The following is a 16806-nucleotide window of genomic DNA, read 5'->3' on the forward strand; positions in this document are numbered from 1 at the left end:
TCCTGGGCAGTCTTCGAGTGCTGACCTATTCCAGAGAATGCCATTCCCACGCAAAACTCGAGAGCAAGAACGACTGGCACGAGACCCCCGACTGACGCGACACCTCCGTGAGACACGACGAGAAATACCAGTGCGCAGGACACCACAAGGGCGGTCGCCGAAGCCGTCCGCCAACCCCACTTCCGGAGGCTCCCGGGGACCTTGGGCCAGAGCCCGGAGCGATTCGTCAGCCAAACTGCGGTTGACACCCCCATTGGAGAGGCTCCAGCAGTAACCATGGCCATGCCATAACCTGCCGTCGGAGAGTCTTCAATTACGCCGAATAAGACGAGTCCAGCATGCAATCCAACGGATTGCAAAGACAAACATCCCAGGAACACGAAACTGGCTTGGTTTCGTCGTCGGGCTCATTGTCGCCACCCTTCCCGATCGCTCGCTTTTTCGCTCGACGCGCAAAAAAATATGCCCTTCACGTCACGCGCTTCAGGCACAATAGCGCTGGCCAGGCGAACCAGCGTTCTATCACAGCCCACAGCCACATAAATGCAACTGCAGCAATCCACCAGCTCCCGAGGTCATTGTCGAGTGCCCGCCTACCGAGGACCGAAACCCAGATCATGAATCCACCGGCCAGAGCGGAGCCGAACCCCAGCTGAAACACGGTCCTGAGTGGTGCCGCAGCCTCAGCAACCTCATCCCGGTAGCGGGTCGACCGCTCCTCAAGATCGTACGCCTCGCCCCGCCCAGCAAGGCGTATCGTCAGCCGAAACAGGACGTAAGACCCCACGGCAACGAGAAATAGACCAGAGACAAATGTGCCAACCAGGAATCCAGGGCTATCGAGGAGCCTCATGGATGAGCCATTCTCAAATTCGGAGGATCGAAAGATCAGCGATCTGCCACAGCGGATTAGGGTGCAAAATCATCGCGATTGGCGCCACGCCTCCATCGCTGCCGCATACATTGCATCCACATCCTCACCCTTGGACCGATCGCGTGACGCACGCATGTAACTAGGGCCATTTCTCAGATAAGGGGGGAATGAGGAGCCTTGGACGCGAAAGAGCTCCCATCGAGAAAGCTAGTAGAGCGCCCATCAGCGACAGCGCAAACGACACTGACGCGATTCCGACTGTCACCTCCTCGTACGGCGGCCCAGAAGTCGGGCTCACCCACCCCTGGGCGATCCTGTCGATCATAAAGGCCCAGACGGCGACAAGAACACCCCATGCAGTAGCACACACAGGCAGCACGATTCTGCCGCCAAGGCGCAATCTATCCCTACCTTCACCGACCTGGGTTCGATCGATGGCAACAAACTTCGACGGGTCCCTCCACCGCCTTATAGCATCCACAACGAGCCATGCAAAGAGCGCGGACATCGGAATCCATATCGCAAGCACGAGGACGATGAACGGCACTCCACTTCCCGTCATCCGAGCCCCTCCCGCCGCACCTGTGCCCGCCGATCAACCCTTCTCATCGGCGAGCACGCCCCGCCCCTTACCAGCAATTGGAAGACTCGGCGATCTGTATACCCATCACACCGGCCACCAACAGCTTATTGATCTGATGGTTTAGACACCTGTCCTATGCCAGAGAATGCCGCACCCGCAAACAGTTCTGCCGAAATAACCGCCACGGCTCCAATGGCTGCTGCAGCGACCCCGGAATTAAAGGCTAAGAAGAATGACAAGCCACACACCAAAACGAGGACAGATATAGTTGCAATCCTCCATGATCGCCCCCGGATTCGCTGGGGGATCTTCGCCCACATCCCGGATCGGTTGATCAGCCAGATCGCTGTAGACAAGCCTAGAGGAGAAGATCCCGTCATCAGCGACGCGACTAGGAACCCTGCAGCAGAAGAATCCTCAATCACCCCCGACAGAACCAGAACGACGGTCAATCCTGCGAGGAGGATCGCGAATGCGAACATGGCCGCAACCCGGAATACCCAGAATGTAAAACTCGGGTACCGGCGCGCCGAAATCGGGTCACGGTAATCTTGCAGCCCTTCAACCATTGATGCCTACGACTCTCCTGTTGCCTGTCCGATAGCGAATGACCCGATCTGAATGATCGCATCGGAAGCCCCGAGTGAACCTCCAGCGCGTTCGGCGAGGCTCGTCGCCCCCTTACTGACGCCAGCCGTCGCCAGCCCGACTAGTGCGTCACCGGCCGATGCGTAAGCCCCTGCGGACGAACACGATGGCGGGTGCGCTCCCACGCACCCGTGAGCTGTCGACGCACCTGCATGAAGTCGGCTCCCGCCTCGATCAAGAAGTCATCCAGCACACCCCATGCTCGAGGCACGCAAATCGGGATGCTAGACCAAGAAATCGACAGCTGGGCAACTTCGGGAACAACTGAGAAGACGCCACATACGGTGATCGGAACGATGCGATCAGCTCGTCGAGAGCGCTTTCCCAGAAGATCGGACTCGCGGCCACCAGAGCGCCGGGTGAAAAGCCGTTACCTGAACGTGACCATACTTCACCCGCTCGGCGGCGGCGCCGTCGACTCCCTGAGGATCAGGTCCGTCGAGAGGTTGAGGCGGGGGACCGCCGGGGCACGGCCCGCGGTCATCTCGAAGAGCATCCGCGTCGCCGCCGCGCCCATCTCCGTGAGGGGCTGGCGCACTGTCGTCAGGGGCGGCCACACCCATGAGGCGAGCGGGAGGTCGTCGTACCCCACCACGGACAGGTCGCGCGGCACGCTCAGACCCAGCTCGTGCGCGGCCCGGAGCACGCCGATCGCCTGCATGTCGGAGCCGGCGAAGATCGCCGTCGGACGGTCCGGCGCCGAGAGCATCCGCAGGCCGTACTCGTACCCCGCCTCCACGTAGAAGTTCCCGTTCACCACGAGCGAGGGGTCGTGGGCGACGCCGGCCTCCTCGTGCGCGGACCGGAACCCGTCGATCCGCGCCCGGCTGCACAGCATGTCGCCCGGCCCGGAGATGCACGCGATCCGGCGGTGCCCCAGGCCCAGCAGGTGTCTCGTGGCGACCAGCCCGCCGTTCCAGTTGTCGGAGCCCACGGACGGGACGTCCGGCGGCGGTTCGCCGTCGGTGTCGATCACGACGTAGGGGATCGAGCGCCGGTCGAGCTGCTGGTGCTGCGCGTCCGTCAGGTTGGCCGCGACCAGCAGCACGCCGAGGGGCGGGCGCGACATGGTCGTGTCGAGCCAGTCCTGCGGGGGGCGGTGCTCGCCGCCGAGCTCGGACAGGATCACGCTGACGCGGTGTGCCGCGGCGGCGACCTCGACGCCGCGGATGATCTCCATCGACCAGGCCGACCCGAGCCGGTGAAAGACCAGATCGATCAGGCCCGCCGCCGTCGGCGCGGAGACCGCGCGGCGGCGCCGGTACTGGTGCTTCTCGAGCGCCGCCTCGACCCGGGCGCGGGTGGCCGCGGCGACGTCGGCCCGCCCGTTCAGCACCTTGGAGACGGTCGGCACGGACACCCCGACCTCGCGGGCGATGGTGGCGATCGTGGGACCACCCGCCCCGGGCCTCGCGGCGGCCCCGGCCTCTGCTCGCGCCATCTCGGGCGGCACCTCTCTCGAAATCAACTCACGCAACTTTCGAGACGACCGTACACCAACTCCTGACGGAAACTTAGCGGAACGATACGGGATCGTGACCCGGAGAGGCCGCACCGGCCCTTGACTCGGCAACCGCTGTCCGCCTACTGTCCCGACCAATGCCTTGGCTATCGGCGCAGATGCCGATAGTTTCGAAAAACGTTATCCACGACGGCGTGGTGCTGCGGCCCTCCCAGGGGCGCGAGTCACACCGTGGTGACCGGAGGGATCGATGGCACCAGAGACGGGGACGGTCGAGGCCGCGCCGCCGGCCCGCGGAGAGGGCCCGCCGGCCGGCGCCCCGGTCGCGGTCCGCGGCGGTGACACACGCCCGCCGCAACAACTGCGGAACAAGGACACGTGGGCACGCGCGCTGCGCAGGGACTGGCGGCTCTACACCTTCCTGATCCTGCCGATCATCTACCTGCTCATCTTCCGGTACACGCCCATGGCGGGGAACGTCGTGGCGTTCCGGCGGTTTCGGCCGGGCGGCTCGATGTTCGGCGACGAGTGGGTCGGGCTCTACTACTTCCAGGCGTTCATCCAGGACCCGAAGTTCTGGGAGGTCTTCTTCAACACGGTGATCCTGGGCGCGCTGACCCTGATCGTCGTGTTCCCGCTGCCGATCGCGCTGGCGCTGATGCTCAACGAGCTCCGGTCGCGACGCTTCAAGAAGATCACGCAGACCATCACCTACCTGCCGCACTTCATGTCGATGGTCATCGTGGCGGGCTTCGTCTTCGAGCTCACCGCGATCAACGGCACGGTCAACCAGATCATCTCGGGGTTCGGTGGCGACCCGATCTCCTTCATGCAGGAAGCGGCGTGGTTCCGGCAGATCTACGTGTCCTCGGAGATCTGGCAGACGGTCGGCTTCGGCACCATCCTGTATCTCGCCGCGCTCACCACGATCGACGACCAGCTCTACGAGGCCGCCCGGATCGACGGCGCCAACCGCTGGCAGCAGACCTGGCACATCACACTGCCCGGCATCCGCCCGACGATCGTCGTGCTGCTCATCCTGAACATCGGCACGTTCATGGCCGTCGGCTTCGAGAAGGTCCTGCTGCTGTACAACCCGCTGACCTATCCGACGGCGGACGTCATCGCGACCTACCTGTACCGCGTGGGCATCAACAGCGGGTCGTTCTCCTACGCGGCCGCCATCGGCCTGTTCGAGGCCCTCATCGGCCTGACCCTGGTCCTTTCCGCGAACGTGATCGCGAAGCGCACGGTTGGAGCTTCCCTGTGGTGACCGCCGACAACACCGTCCCCGACATCGCCCGCGTCCGGGAGGTTCCCCGGACCGTCAAGGACACGGCGAGCTATACCGTGTTCCGCGTCGTGAACGCCTGCGTGCTCGTGATCATCTGCGCGGTCACCCTGTACCCGTTCATCAACCTGGCGGCAAAGGCGTTCAGCTCGCAGGGCTACATCATGGCCGGGCAGGTGAACCTCTGGCCGCGCGGCTTCAACCTGACGACCCTCGAGTGGCTGGCGCAGCAGGAGCGCTTCTGGACCGGGTACGGCAACACGATCATCCAGACGGTCGGCGGGACGACGATCGCGATGGTGCTGACCACCACGATGGCCTACGCCCTGGCCAAGAAGCACCTCAAGGGCCGCGGCATCGTGATCGCGATGGTCGTGGTCACCATGTTCTTCAACGGCGGCCTGATCCCGAACTACCTGCTGATCACGAACCTCGGGTTCAAGAACACGATCTGGGCGATCATCGTCCCGAACGCCATCAGCGCGTTCAACCTCCTGGTGATGAAGGCGTTCTTCGAGAACTTCCCCAGCGAGCTCGAGGAAGCGGCGGCCATCGACGGGATGACGACCTACGGGATCTTCTTCCGGATCGTGCTGCCGCTGTCGAAGGCGGTCATCGCGACGATGATCCTCTTCTACGCGGTCTTCTTCTGGAACTCCTGGTTCCCCGCGATGCTCTACCTGAGCGACGCGGAGCTGCAGCCGGTCACGTTGTACCTGCGCAACCTCCTGGCCGGGGCCTCGGGCGCCGGGCGGGAAGCCGGCATGGAGGAGGTCCAGATCGGATCGAACCTCAAAGCCGTGACGATGCTGCTGACCGTCATCCCGATCATCGCGGTCTACCCGTTCGTCCAGAAGTACTTCGTCACCGGCGTGATGCTCGGCTCGGTCAAGGGCTGAGCCGCGCCGGGCGGCTCCGCCCGCCCGGCGCCGTCGTCGGGCATCGATCACCACACCCAACGCCCGAGCATGACACGGCACACCACGGATTCCCCGACCGAAAACGATTCATCAGACGGCGTCACCCACCGGGTGCGTCACGAACGACGTGGTTCAGAACACCGGAGGAGAACAATGAGAATCACACGGAACAAGGCCGTCGCGGCGTCCGCCGCGACCGCCCTGACCGTCACGCTCGCAGCGTGCGGCGGGGGCGGCACGGACGACGACGGCGCCGCCGCCGGCGAGATCGACATGGAGTCGCAGATCGGCTACATGGAGGACTTCGAGGCCGGGACGACGTTCACGGCGACCGAGCCGCTGCAGTTCGGCCTGCTGTACCGCGACCACCCGAACTACCCCTTCCAGGAGGACTGGCCGATCCTCCAGCACCTGGAGGAGAACCAGAACGTCACGTTCGACTTCGAGAACGTGCCGCTGGAGGACATGCAGCAGCGCCGCTCCGTCCTGATCTCGTCGGGCGAGGCCCCGGAGATCATGCCCGTGACGTACCCGGGCGACGAGTCGCAGTTCGTCAGCGGCGGGGCGCTCCTGCCGATCTCCGACTACGTGCAGTACATGCCGAACTTCCAGCAGAAGGTCGAGGAGTGGGGCCTGCAGGCGGAGATCGACGCCCAGAAGCAGGAAGACGGCAAGTACTACATGATCCCGGGGATCCACGAGGTCACGATCCCGGGCGCGTACACGATCGCGATCCGGCAGGACCTGTGGGACGACGCCGGGCTCGAGCACCCGGCCACCTGGGACGAGTTCGCCGAGCAGCTGGAGATCATCCAGGAGGAGAACCCCGAGCTCGACTACCCGATGACGGACCGCTGGTCCATCAACGGGCCGATCGAGGCGACGCTCTCCGCCGCGGCCCCGAACTTCGGCACGGTCGCGGGCTGGGGCTACGGCCTGGGCCTGCAGTGGAACCAGGACGAGGGCGTGTACGAGTACGCGGGCGGCTCCGACGAGTACCGAGACCTGGTGGGCTACTTCGCCGGTCTCGTCGCCGACGGCCTCCTCGACCCCGAGGCACTCACGCAGGAGGACGACCAGGCCGAGCAGAAGTTCGCGTCCGGTCAGGCCGCCGCGATCGGCTCCAACGACCAGGTCATCCTGGAGTACCGCGACGCCTTCGCGGAGATCGGCGACGACACGGCCGAGATCGCTCTGCTCACCGTCCCGGGCGGCCCGGCCGGCGACTACATCGCCGGCGGCACGCGCCGCGAGTCCGGCCTGATGTTCTCCGCGCAGGCCGCCGAGTCCGACCACTTCCTCGCGATGCTGCAGTTCGTCGACTGGCTGTACTACTCGGACGAGGGCCTGGAGTTCGCCAAGTGGGGAGTCGAGGGCGAGACGTTCGAGCGGGACGGCGACAAGCGCGTCCTCGTCGACGACGTCACCTGGGGCGCGCTCAACGCGGGCGCGCCGAAGCTGCTCAACAGCGACTTCGGCTACTACAACGGCGTCTGGTCGCTGGCCCACGGCTCGACCGAGGACCTCGACATGTCGATGCGCAGCGACGAGGCGGTCGAGTACATCGACAACATGAACGCCGTCAAGGAGGAGCTGGAGATCCCGCCCGCCGTCGCCTACGACGAGATCGAGCAGGAGCAGGCGGGCCTGCAGCAGACCACGCTGCAGGACATGACGTTCCAGGCCACCGCGCAGTTCATCCTCGGTGACCGCTCGATGGACGACTGGGACACCTGGGTCTCGGAGCTCGAGGGCGCGGGGATGCAGGAGTACGTCGACCGCGCGAACGCGGCGGCCGGCGTGACGGAGTAACCCATCCCCAGCCGGGGCGGTCGGGTGTGTGGTCGGTCCGATGTCGCGAGGTCGGTTCCCCGGGGAACCGATCACACGACATCGGACCGACCGCACGAGCACAGGCCGCCACAACTCATCTGCACCGATCAAGGAGACCCATGAACCGCACTGTCGTGCCCGCCGGATCCATCGGCACCCTCGGTGACGCCTGGCGGGCGTGCGTCGGGACCGGACGCTTCAATCTCGCGCTGCGCCAGGACTACCAGGACTCCCTCGCCCTGGTGCAACGGGAGATCGGGTTCCGGTACATCCGCGGGCACGGCCTCCTGTCCGACGACGCCGGCGTCCACCGCCCCTTCGACGTGGCGGGCCACCGGGGCACGCGCTATGCGTTCACCTATGTCGACCAGGTGGTCGACGCCTATCTGAGCCTCGGCATCAAGCCGTTCCTGGAGCTCGGCTTCATGCCCGAGGCGCTGGCCTCCGGCCCGGACACCGTGTTCTGGTGGCGAGGCAACATCACCCCGCCCCGCGACCACGCCGAATGGGCCCGGCTGGTGCGGGCGGTACTGCGGCACCTCGTCGACCGCTACGGCCTCGACGAGGTCCGCACCTGGCCGATCGAGGTGTGGAACGAGCCCAACCTCGACGTGTTCTGGAAGGACGCGGACCAGGACGCCTACTTCCGCCTCTACGAGGTGACCGCACGCGCGATCAAGGACGTGGACGCGTCCCTGCCGGTCGGCGGACCGGTCCTCTCCCCCGGCGCCGACGACTGGTGGGAGCCGTTCGCCGAGTTCGTCACGTCCCGGGACGTGCCCATCGACTTCACGTCCTTCCACGCCTACACCACCGGCCCTGCCGAGCACGTGCCGTTCGGCGTCTACCAGACGCTCAAGCCCCCGCGGAATCTGCTCGACCAGTTCGCCCGCCCCAAGGAACTGCTCGCCGGCACCCCGCTGGCGGACCTGCCGGCGCACGTCTCGGAGTTCAACTCGTCCTACCGGCCCGACAACCCCGTCCACGACACCGCCTACAACGCCGCCTACCTCGCACCCGTGCTCGCCGGCGGCGGCGACCTCGTCGACTCGTTCGCCTACTGGACGTTCAGCGACGTCTTCGAGGAGGTCGGCATCCCGACCTCGATCCTCCACGGCGGGTTCGGCATGCTCACCCACCGCCAGCTCAAGAAGCCGACCTATCACCTGTACGCCTTCATGGCACGCATGGGCGGCGAGGTGCTGGCCCGCGGCGCGGACCACCTGGTCACCCGCGATCCGGCGTCGGGCAGGGTGACCGTCCTCGCGTGGCAGCCGGTGGGCGGCTCGGACGCACCGGACGAGCCGGACCGTCACGAGGTGCGGCTCAGTGTCCCGGTCCTGTCGGTCTCGTCGCCGACGACGACGACGGGCGCGGACTCGGGTCCGACGGCGGGCTCGGGCTCGGCCACATCGGACGTGCCGTCCGGCTCCGCCGCCGGATCGGCAGCCGGCCTCGCCACGACGCCCGCCCGCGCCTTCCTCCTGCGCCACGACGTCGACGTCGAACACGGCAACGTCTGGCACGCCTGGGGTGAGATGGGACGCCCGGCCTCGCCGTCGTCCCGGCAGCTCGACCTGCTGCGCGAGACCGCGGAGCCGCGGCGGACCGCGGCGTCGGCCCCCATCGTGTCCGGGCACGACGGCGCCGGGCGCGTCGACCTCGACCTGACGCTCGGGCGGCACGGCGTGACCCTCGTCGAGATCGACGTGGTGCGTGACGAGACGCCGTCCTGGCTCGACGACGCCCGCATCCTCGGGAGGACGCCCGCATGACGGCCCGGATCGCAGCCACCGCCCTCACAGCCACCACCATCCCCGCCACCGGCAAGATCCTGTACGGCGGCGACTACAACCCCGAGCAGTGGCCGCGCGAGGTGTGGGAGGAGGACTACGCCGCGTTCGGCAAGGCCGCGATCGACACGGTGACGCTGAACGTGTTCGCGTGGTCGCACCTGCAGCCGGACGAGGACACATACGACTTCTCCTGGCTCGACGCGATCGTCGGGCGCGCGATCGAGGCCGGCGCCCGCATCGTCCTGGCGACGGCCACCGGCGCCCTGCCGCCGTGGCTCTCCCACCGGTTCCCCGAGGTGAACCGCACCGACTTCGAGGGCCGGCGGCACGTGTACGGGCAGCGGCACAACGCCTGCCCGTCGTCGCCGGTGTTCCAGCGGATGTCGGCGGCGCTGGCGGACCGGATCGCCGAGCGGTACGCGGGCACGCCCGGCCTGGTGGCCTGGCACGTCGGCAACGAGTACGGCGGCGCCTGCTACTGCGAGAACTGTGCGGCCGGTTTCCGCGGCTGGCTGCGCGAACGGTACGGCACGCTGGACCGGCTGAACGAGGCGTGGAACACGATGTTCTGGTCGCACCTGTTCAGCGACTGGGAGCAGATCGTCCCGCCGAGCGCGCTGTCGGAGCACTGGCGCGGGCCGGACCACACGGCGTTCCAGGGCATCACCCTCGACTACCTGCGGTTCATGTCCGATGCCATGCTCCGTAACTTCCGCGACGAGAAGGCCGCGATCCGCCGTCACGACCCGGGCACGCCCGTCACCACGAACTTCATGGGGATGTTCCGGCCCATCGACTACCAGCGCTGGGCGGCGGACCTCGACTTCGCGTCCTGGGACAACTACCCGCCCGGGCCACGCGAGCACGCCCGGATGGCGCTCGCGCACGACCTCATGCGGGGTCTCAAGGACGGTGCGCCGTTCTGGGTCATGGAGCAGACGCCGACCATCACGGCCTCCCGCGACGTGAACCCGGTCAAGCGGCCGGGTGTGCTGCGGTTGTGGTCCTGGCAGGCGGTGGCGCACGGCGCCGACGCCGTCCTGTACTTCCAGCTGCGGCAGTCGCGCGGTGCGTGCGAGAAATACCACGGCGCCGTCCTCGACCACGCCGGCCGCACCGACACCCGGGCCTTCCGCGAGGTCGCCGAACTGGGGCGGGAGTTCGAGGAGCTCGGCGGCGCGGTGCTCGGCGCGCGTACGCCCGCCCGCGTCGCGTTGCTGTTCGACTGGGACTCGTGGTGGGCCGCCGAGATCACCGACGGGCTCAACCGGCACGTGAAGTACCCGGCCGTCGTGCTCGCGTACTACCGCGCGCTGTGGCAGGCGGGCGCCCAGGTCGACGTCGTCCCGCAGTCCGCGGACCTGACCGGGTACGACGTCGTGGTCGCGCCGCTGCTGCACCTGCTGAAGGGGGACGTGGCCGCGCGTCTCCAGGCGGTGGTGTCGCGCGGGGGTTCGGTCCTGGCGACGTTCTGGAGCGGGCGGGTCGACGAGGACGACAACGCCTTCCTCATGGACGTCCCCGGCCCGCTGGCCGGGGTCTTCGGGATACGCGTGGAGGAGACGGACTCCGGCGAGCCGGGGGTGGTCAATCCGATCACGCTGCGTCTGCCCGGGGCCGACGAGTCCGAGCGTGTCGCGACCGGCGGCCCGGGAAGCGTCCGGACAGGACCGGCCGACGGTTCCGGGGGCGGGGGTCAGCTGAATGCCGTCGTCGTCGACGGTTCGCTCGTCTTCGAGGTGATCGTGCCCGACGGCGCCGAGACCGTCGGCACCTACGGGGCCGACTTCTACGCCGGCGCACCCGCCGTGACCCGGCATCGCCCGGACGGTGTCGCCGGCGGTGAGGCCTGGTACGTCGGGACGGCACTGGACGACGACGGCGTCGGCCGGGTCGTGCGCCACGTGCTCGAGCGGCATGAGCTCGTGGGCCCGTACGCGGCCTGGCCGGACGTCGAGCTCGCGGTCCGGGAACGGGACGGCGAGCGCTCGTCGTTCGTGCTCAACCACGGGACGGACGAGGTCCGCGTCCCGGCGCACGCGTCGGGCACCGACCTCCTCACGGGACGGCGGATCGTCCGGGGTGAGGCGCTCGTCCTCGCGCCGACCGAGGTCGTCGTCCTGCGGGAGGACGGGGTCCGCGGAACGGGATCGGGGCCGTGACCGGACGCCGGGGACGGGTGATCGGACGCCCGGGACAGGTGATCCGCGTCCGTCGCGGCGGCGTCGTCGCCGGGATTGATGACAGTTCGGTCACGCGCGATTCCATCTCGATAACGTGCCCCCGAACGCCGAGTCTCCCGTCGGCATATCGGGCTATCGTGCACGAACGTTGCGACTGAGGGGATGGGACCAGGGGGACATGACCGGGGAAGGGGACCGGCGGCCGGCGTCGGAGATGAATTTCGGCACCGGGCCGCTCGCGCGCGTGACAAATGCCATCTACTGGTATCTCGTCACGGGCGTGCTCATGATCGTGGCGGCGCTGCCGGGTGCGTTGCCGATCCAGTTCCTGGAGAGTTCGCCGGGCAACGCCCCCGTTCTCGCGCTGTGCCTGGCGCCGCTCGCGCCGGCGTTCGCGGCCGGCCTGTTCGCGCTGCGTGACCGGAAGCGCGCCGACGCGCTGACGCCGGCGCGCTCGTTCCTCCGCGGCTACCGCCTGAACTGGGCGGACGCACTCCGCATGGCGATCCCGGGGCTGATCTTCGTGGCCATCGGCGGGCTGGGTGCCGGTGTCGTCGGCGACGGAGGCGCGCTGGCCGGCGACGGCGTGAGCATCCTCGCGGCCGTGCCCGAGGTGTATCTGGGGATGCTGATCGTGGTCGGGGCGGTCCTGGCGCTCTGGACGATGAACGCCATGGTCATCTCGGCGCTCTTCAGTTTTCGTGTCCAGGACGTCGCGCGGCTCGCCGCCTACTACCTGTTCGCGAGGTGGCGCGTCACGCTGGGAGGGCTTTCGCTGGTCGTACTCGGGGCGGCGATCCTGCTGCTGGCGGGCGACTTCACGTTCGGCGCGGTCGCCGTGCTCTGGACGGGCGCCGTGCTGCGGAACCACCGGGCCCTGACGCGCGACGTCGAGGAGAGGTTCACGGCACCGGCGAACGAGTAGCGCGTCGCGGGTGCCGCGGGCGGGCCGAGGCAGGGAGATGCTTCGCGTTCTCGCCAGGCAGTCCGTGGGCAACCTGGCTTGGGGAGGAAAGTTCCGCCGCGGACCGCCCTCCCAATGTCGGTTCTTTACGACATGTGGCATCTTGGGCCCATGGCGCAGACGCAGGGGGTCAGCCTCACGTACCGCTATCTGCGGGTGGGGATCGTTTCGATGGTGCTGGCGTTGTTCGCGGCGCTGGCCTTGCAGATCTCGGCGGACCGGGCCTCCGCCGGGCCCGGCGAGGAATGGTGGCTCGCCTCGATCAGTACCTACTTCTACACGCCGGTACAGAACATCCTCGTGGGGGTGACCGTCGTCGTGGGCCTCTGCCTCATCGCCATCAAGGGCCGCGACGGCGAGGACGTGCTGCTGAACTTCGCCGGCATGATGGCCTTCCTGGCGGGGGTGGTACCCACTCCGCTCCGGCCCGACGCGTGCGCGGGCGAGCCGTACTGCCTCGAGGTGCCCGAGCGCGTGGCGAACAACGTCGGGGCGTTGTTGATCGCCGGGCTCGCCGTGCTCGTGCTCGCCACCTGGCCGCGCCGCCGCCACCTGGTGCGCCGCGACGGCTGGGACCTGTGGGCGACCTGGGCCGTCTGGGCGGTCGTCGCGGGCTGGCACCTGGCGTGGCCGACGTCGTTCCTGGGCTGGGCCCACTACGTCGCGGCGGTGCTGCTGTTCCTGTGCCTGATCGCCGTCGCCTGGGTGAACGGCAGGGACGTCGCGGTGACGAGCGGACCGGACGAGCGAACGCGCGGGCTGAGCCCGGATCGGTACCGCCGGACCTACCGGGTCGTCGCGGTCGCGATGCTGGCGGTGCTGATCGTCGGCCTCGGGGTGCACTTCGGGTTCCGGGCGTCGGGCTGGGCGCTTCCGCCGCAGACCCTGTTCACGGTCGAGGCGCTGCTGCTGCTCCTGTTCGCGGTGTTCTGGGTGCTGCAGACGATTGAATTCTGGGAGATCGGTCTTCCGGCGAAGGCTCGAACGGCGGAATAGCGCGGGAAACCGGGGCTGAGGCCGTTCCGGGGACGCTCGACGTTCCGCAGCATTTTTCGGCGTCTTGCGGCCTCGTGTGGAACCTCCGTGTAACGTCCCGCGATTCTGTTACACAACTCGCCTCGCGGGTCTGTGACCCTGCCATGTGTCCGGCCTCGGTGTCCCTGTCCTCCGTCGTCCGTTGGCGCGGGGCTCGTCGTGGACGGCGGTTCTCGTGCGGGTGCAAGGCCCGGCCCTAGCGGCCTGACGGCGGTGATGCCGGGTCGGTGGGCCGGGCCTTGCGGCCGTGCGGGGTTCGCTGTCAGCGTCGTGCGCCGGGTCAACGGACGACGGAGGGCAGGGGCGCCGTCCCTCGATCCTCTTGACTCCAGCAGGTGCCCGCCGGAGGCATAACGAAAGGCGACCTCGACTGTCGGGGTCGCCTTCGTCGTGTGCGGGGCCGGTAGGCCGTCAGGGGTGCGCGGTGGGGTGCGCGCAGGGCCGCCCGCGGCCCGGAGCGCGGGGCCCCCGGAGCGCGGGGCCCCTGCCGGCCGGACGGCCCGCGCGCCGTCAGGCGCGCCTTGATTCCTTAGAGGTCAATTCGGCAGTGCTAGCCGATGACGTAGACGGCCGCCGGTTCGGTGAGCCCATCGCCGAAGTGGTGCGTGATGTCCGCGAGTCGTTCAGCTCCGAGCCGTTCGTAGAGCCGGATTGCGGCACGGTCCTTGGTCATCACGTCGAATGCGATGGCCAGTCCTCGGATCCGGGCGAAGTCGGTTACGGCTTCCATGAGAAGTCGGCCCGCGCCGCTGCCTCGGTGTTCGGGGTCGACGAAGAGCCGGACGGGGATCGCCAGGCGCTCAACGTCGCCGCCAGTCTGCTCGTGCCAGATGCGGGCGGCGTCGTCGTCGGGAACTGCGCGGGAAAGAGTGATCTGCCCGATCGGTGTCCCGTCGTCGACTGCGGTCCAGCTCTGCATTTCGTTGGGGTGACGTAGCCATGCTTCGGGGTCGGCTACGCCTTCGACGGGATAGCCGTCCAGCGCGTGCACGCGTACGAGTGCGGCGGCGAGAGCCGGGATGTCGGCATCGTGACGGGGCCTGATGGTGACGGGCATGGTCAATCCTCCACAGGCATGTCGTAGTCGAGCGCGGAGTAGTCGGCTCGCATCACGAAGTGGGTTGTCTCGAACGGGCGGCGCTGGTCGTCGTACCCGGTGTGCCACAGGTCGATGACGGGGACGCCCGGCGGGATCTGAAGGCGGATCGACTCATCGGGGTTGGGCATCCGTGCGGTGATCTCCTCGCGGATGAAGGTGATCGGATAGCCCTGGCGCTCGAACTGGCCGTAGATGCCCTCCGGGCCCATGTCGGCGGAGTGGCTGACCGGGGTTCCCTCGACGATCGACCAGGGGGAGAAGGTCACGCCGAGCTGCAGCGCCTCGGCGTCCGCGTAGTACCAGTTTTCGCGGCGGACGACTTCCGTGTCCGGCGAGATCTCCAGGCGTTCGGCGACGTCGGACGGAGGGAGAATGCGGTCGATGGCGGCGGTGTCGACGAACGGCTCCTTGCCCTGAGCTGCGGCCTCCGCGCCGAACGGCCCGAGGTCGTTGAACGTGCGCATCGCGCGGGAGTAGCGCCGTCGGCCGAATCGCATCCATCGCGGCTGTTGCCGGACGAACGTCCCCCGCCCCCACTCCGTGATGGCGAGACCTTCCTCGACGAGGATGCGGATGGCGCGGTCGACCGTGCCTCGCACGGCGTTGTGCTGCTCGGCCAGCTTGCGCTGTGAGGGGAGTCGGTCCCCCGGCCCATATCGGCCCTGGGTGATCTCGCTGCGGAGCTGGGCGGCGATCTCCTTAGCCGCCGCGTAATCGGCGTGATCCTTGCGGTTCTGCGTGGTCATAGCTCGACTGTAGTGGCCCTGGTTCAAACCACCTTGCGAACTGGTTCAAGCCACCTCTTGACGGAACTGGTTCGAGCCTGTCAGAGTGGAATCACTGGTTCAAGCCAGTGAACAACACGGACAGTCAAGGAGTGATCGCGATGGCGACGTTTGCGGTGGACAGCAGCAGGCAGCAGATGGCGGCGACGGGCGTGGTGGAGGCCATGCCGGAGTGGGTGGAGACGGCGGACGGGAAGCGTCGGCCGGGTGAGAACCAGGCGCGGCACGAGGCCACGGGGCTGCCCCTGTGGGGTGTGGAGGTGCTGTACCAGACCGAGTCCTGGGGGCGGGTCTCCACGGAGACGGTGAAGGTCGCGGTCCCGGCGATGACCGAGCCCGCGCCGGGGATGTTCCGGCCGATCGTGTTCGAGGGCCTGACGGCGAACGCGCGGGTGGACCGGCGAAACAACGGCCTGTCGGTCTCGTGGGAGGCCGAGGGCATCGCGTCGATCGATGGCAAGCAGGTCGACGCGACGGCGGGCGGCTCGGCTGCGAAGGCTGCGGCCTGATGCCGGGCGCGCACAGCTCCCGGGCTGCCGGGGTGGCGGTGGCTGACGCTGCCGCCCCCTCGGTGGGGGCAGGGCTTCGGGTTGCCGCGTACGTGGTGGACCTGGTCGGGGATTGCCGGATCGGCACCGTGACCCGGTTCTCGTCGGGCTCGGTGGTCGTGGAGGTGCCCGACCCGTTCCACGCCGAGACGGTGGCTCACCTGCTGGGGCTGGCGGGTCCTGCGGACTACCCGGCTTTGCCGACCTGCGAGGACACCGGCGCGGGCGCTCACTCCGCGTGGCGGGGGAACGTACGCGGGGTCGTCGTGGAGGTCTGCAGCGCACTGCGCCCGGGTGCACTGCCCCGGGCTCGCCCGCGCGGCTGGTCGGCCACGGCCGGTGACCTGGTGGGAGCAGCAGGGTGACGCGCGCGGACACGCTCGGGGTGGCGGCCGGGCTGCTGGGCAACGCGGCCGGGACGCTCGGCCAGGCGCGCGACGCGCTCGGGGTGGCGGGTCTGCTCGGTTCGGAAGTGGAAGCCGCCCGGCTGGTCCGTCAGGTGACCGAGCTGTGGGAGGCCACCACCGAGGCAGCCGAGACCGCGCGGGCCGCTGAACGGCCGGTGCTGCGGGTCGTGCCCGATGACGACCCCGGCCGCATGTACGGCGAGGGCTACGACGGGTCCTGGTTCGACGACCGGACCGAGGCCGACCGCCGCGCCGCCTTCGACCGCGAACACGGCAACAACAACGACAACGACGACCGGAACAACGCCGGTGACGGCGGGAAGGGGCAGGGCTGATGTTCGGACTGGGACGTAGAGACAAGGTGACCGAGGCGGCCGA

At 68.1% G+C, this 16806-nt stretch carries 13 protein-coding genes; 10 read left to right on the forward strand and 3 right to left on the reverse strand.

The annotated features are described in order from the left end of the window. Window positions 1-2496: 2496 nt before the first annotated feature. Window positions 2497-3546 carry a LacI family DNA-binding transcriptional regulator gene (locus IIE03_RS24020; protein ID WP_192865302.1) on the reverse strand — a complete coding sequence of 350 codons (1050 nt, stop codon included), beginning with the start codon at window positions 3544-3546 and terminating at the stop codon, window positions 2497-2499. Between the two features lie 271 nt (window positions 3547-3817). Here IIE03_RS24020 and IIE03_RS24025 point away from each other — a divergent pair, with 271 nt between their 5' ends. From IIE03_RS24025 to IIE03_RS24055, 7 genes are all read left to right on the forward strand, one after another. Continuing rightward, window positions 3818-4840 carry an ABC transporter permease gene (locus IIE03_RS24025; RefSeq protein WP_192865303.1) on the forward strand — a complete coding sequence of 341 codons (1023 nt, stop codon included), beginning with the start codon at window positions 3818-3820 and terminating at the stop codon, window positions 4838-4840. Further along, window positions 4834-5757 (forward strand): carbohydrate ABC transporter permease, encoded by a 924-nt coding sequence (locus tag IIE03_RS24030; RefSeq protein ID WP_192865304.1) that lies wholly within the window; start codon window positions 4834-4836, stop codon window positions 5755-5757. The genes IIE03_RS24025 and IIE03_RS24030 overlap by 7 nt, the downstream gene beginning before the upstream one ends. Before the next feature lie 174 nt (window positions 5758-5931). Beyond that, window positions 5932-7590: an ABC transporter substrate-binding protein gene (locus IIE03_RS24035; RefSeq protein ID WP_192865305.1), complete on the forward strand. Its 1659-nt coding sequence runs from the start codon at window positions 5932-5934 to the stop codon at window positions 7588-7590. Between the two features lie 140 nt (window positions 7591-7730). Further along, window positions 7731-9386, forward strand: a complete 1656-nt coding sequence (locus IIE03_RS24040) for a GH39 family glycosyl hydrolase (RefSeq protein WP_192865306.1) — start codon at window positions 7731-7733, stop codon at window positions 9384-9386. Further along, a complete protein-coding gene (locus IIE03_RS24045; RefSeq protein ID WP_192865307.1) occupies window positions 9383-11569 on the forward strand; it encodes a beta-galactosidase in 2187 nt (728 codons plus the stop codon). The genes IIE03_RS24040 and IIE03_RS24045 overlap by 4 nt, the downstream gene beginning before the upstream one ends. Window positions 11570-11768: 199 nt before the next feature. Beyond that, window positions 11769-12515, forward strand: coding sequence for a glycosyltransferase (locus IIE03_RS24050; RefSeq protein ID WP_192865308.1), 747 nt, complete (start codon window positions 11769-11771; stop codon window positions 12513-12515). A 150-nt stretch (window positions 12516-12665) separates the two neighbouring features. After that, window positions 12666-13550 carry a hypothetical protein gene (locus IIE03_RS24055; RefSeq protein ID WP_192865309.1) on the forward strand — a complete coding sequence of 295 codons (885 nt, stop codon included), beginning with the start codon at window positions 12666-12668 and terminating at the stop codon, window positions 13548-13550. A gap of 589 nt (window positions 13551-14139) precedes the next feature. Here IIE03_RS24055 and IIE03_RS24060 read toward each other — a convergent pair. Both IIE03_RS24060 and IIE03_RS24065 read right to left on the reverse strand, forming a co-directional pair. Further along, entirely contained in the window at window positions 14140-14646 is a 507-nt protein-coding gene (locus IIE03_RS24060) for a GNAT family N-acetyltransferase (protein ID WP_192865310.1), read from the reverse strand. 2 nt (window positions 14647-14648) lie between these two features. Beyond that, window positions 14649-15434, reverse strand: coding sequence for a GntR family transcriptional regulator (locus IIE03_RS24065; RefSeq protein WP_192865311.1), 786 nt, complete (start codon window positions 15432-15434; stop codon window positions 14649-14651). 140 nt (window positions 15435-15574) lie between these two features. Here IIE03_RS24065 and IIE03_RS24070 point away from each other — a divergent pair, with 140 nt between their 5' ends. The 3 genes from IIE03_RS24070 to IIE03_RS24080 all read left to right on the forward strand — a co-directional run bounded on the left by IIE03_RS24070 (window position 15575) and on the right by IIE03_RS24080 (window position 16763). Next, the gene (locus IIE03_RS24070) at window positions 15575-15982 is read left to right on the forward strand and encodes a hypothetical protein (protein WP_192865312.1); all 408 of its coding nucleotides are present in this window, start codon (window positions 15575-15577) and stop codon (window positions 15980-15982) included. Between the two features lie 128 nt (window positions 15983-16110). After that, entirely contained in the window at window positions 16111-16386 is a 276-nt protein-coding gene (locus tag IIE03_RS24075) for a hypothetical protein (RefSeq protein WP_192865313.1), read from the forward strand. Beyond that, window positions 16383-16763 (forward strand): hypothetical protein, encoded by a 381-nt coding sequence (locus tag IIE03_RS24080; protein WP_192865314.1) that lies wholly within the window; start codon window positions 16383-16385, stop codon window positions 16761-16763. Before IIE03_RS24075 ends, IIE03_RS24080 begins: the two co-directional genes overlap by 4 nt. Window positions 16764-16806: the final 43 nt, after the last annotated feature.

This window comes from Myceligenerans pegani (genome assembly GCF_014892515.1).
GTDB lineage: Bacteria > Actinomycetota > Actinomycetes > Actinomycetales > Cellulomonadaceae > Myceligenerans > Myceligenerans pegani.

Bases quoted from the DNA above. Each gene is read 5' to 3' on its own strand.
- IIE03_RS24020 (WP_192865302.1), bottom strand. From the start codon at position 3,546: ATGGCGCGAGCAGAGGCCGGGGCCGCCGCGAGGCCCGGGGCGGGTGGT.
- IIE03_RS24025 (WP_192865303.1), top strand. From the start codon at position 3,818: ATGGCACCAGAGACGGGGACGGTCGAGGCCGCGCCGCCGGCCCGCGGA.
- IIE03_RS24035 (WP_192865305.1), top strand. From the start codon at position 5,932: ATGAGAATCACACGGAACAAGGCCGTCGCGGCGTCCGCCGCGACCGCC.
- IIE03_RS24040 (WP_192865306.1), top strand. From the start codon at position 7,731: ATGAACCGCACTGTCGTGCCCGCCGGATCCATCGGCACCCTCGGTGAC.
- IIE03_RS24045 (WP_192865307.1), top strand. From the start codon at position 9,383: ATGACGGCCCGGATCGCAGCCACCGCCCTCACAGCCACCACCATCCCC.
- IIE03_RS24050 (WP_192865308.1), top strand. From the start codon at position 11,769: ATGACCGGGGAAGGGGACCGGCGGCCGGCGTCGGAGATGAATTTCGGC.
- IIE03_RS24055 (WP_192865309.1), top strand. From the start codon at position 12,666: ATGGCGCAGACGCAGGGGGTCAGCCTCACGTACCGCTATCTGCGGGTG.
- IIE03_RS24060 (WP_192865310.1), bottom strand. From the start codon at position 14,646: ATGCCCGTCACCATCAGGCCCCGTCACGATGCCGACATCCCGGCTCTC.
- IIE03_RS24065 (WP_192865311.1), bottom strand. From the start codon at position 15,434: ATGACCACGCAGAACCGCAAGGATCACGCCGATTACGCGGCGGCTAAG.
- IIE03_RS24070 (WP_192865312.1), top strand. From the start codon at position 15,575: ATGGCGACGTTTGCGGTGGACAGCAGCAGGCAGCAGATGGCGGCGACG.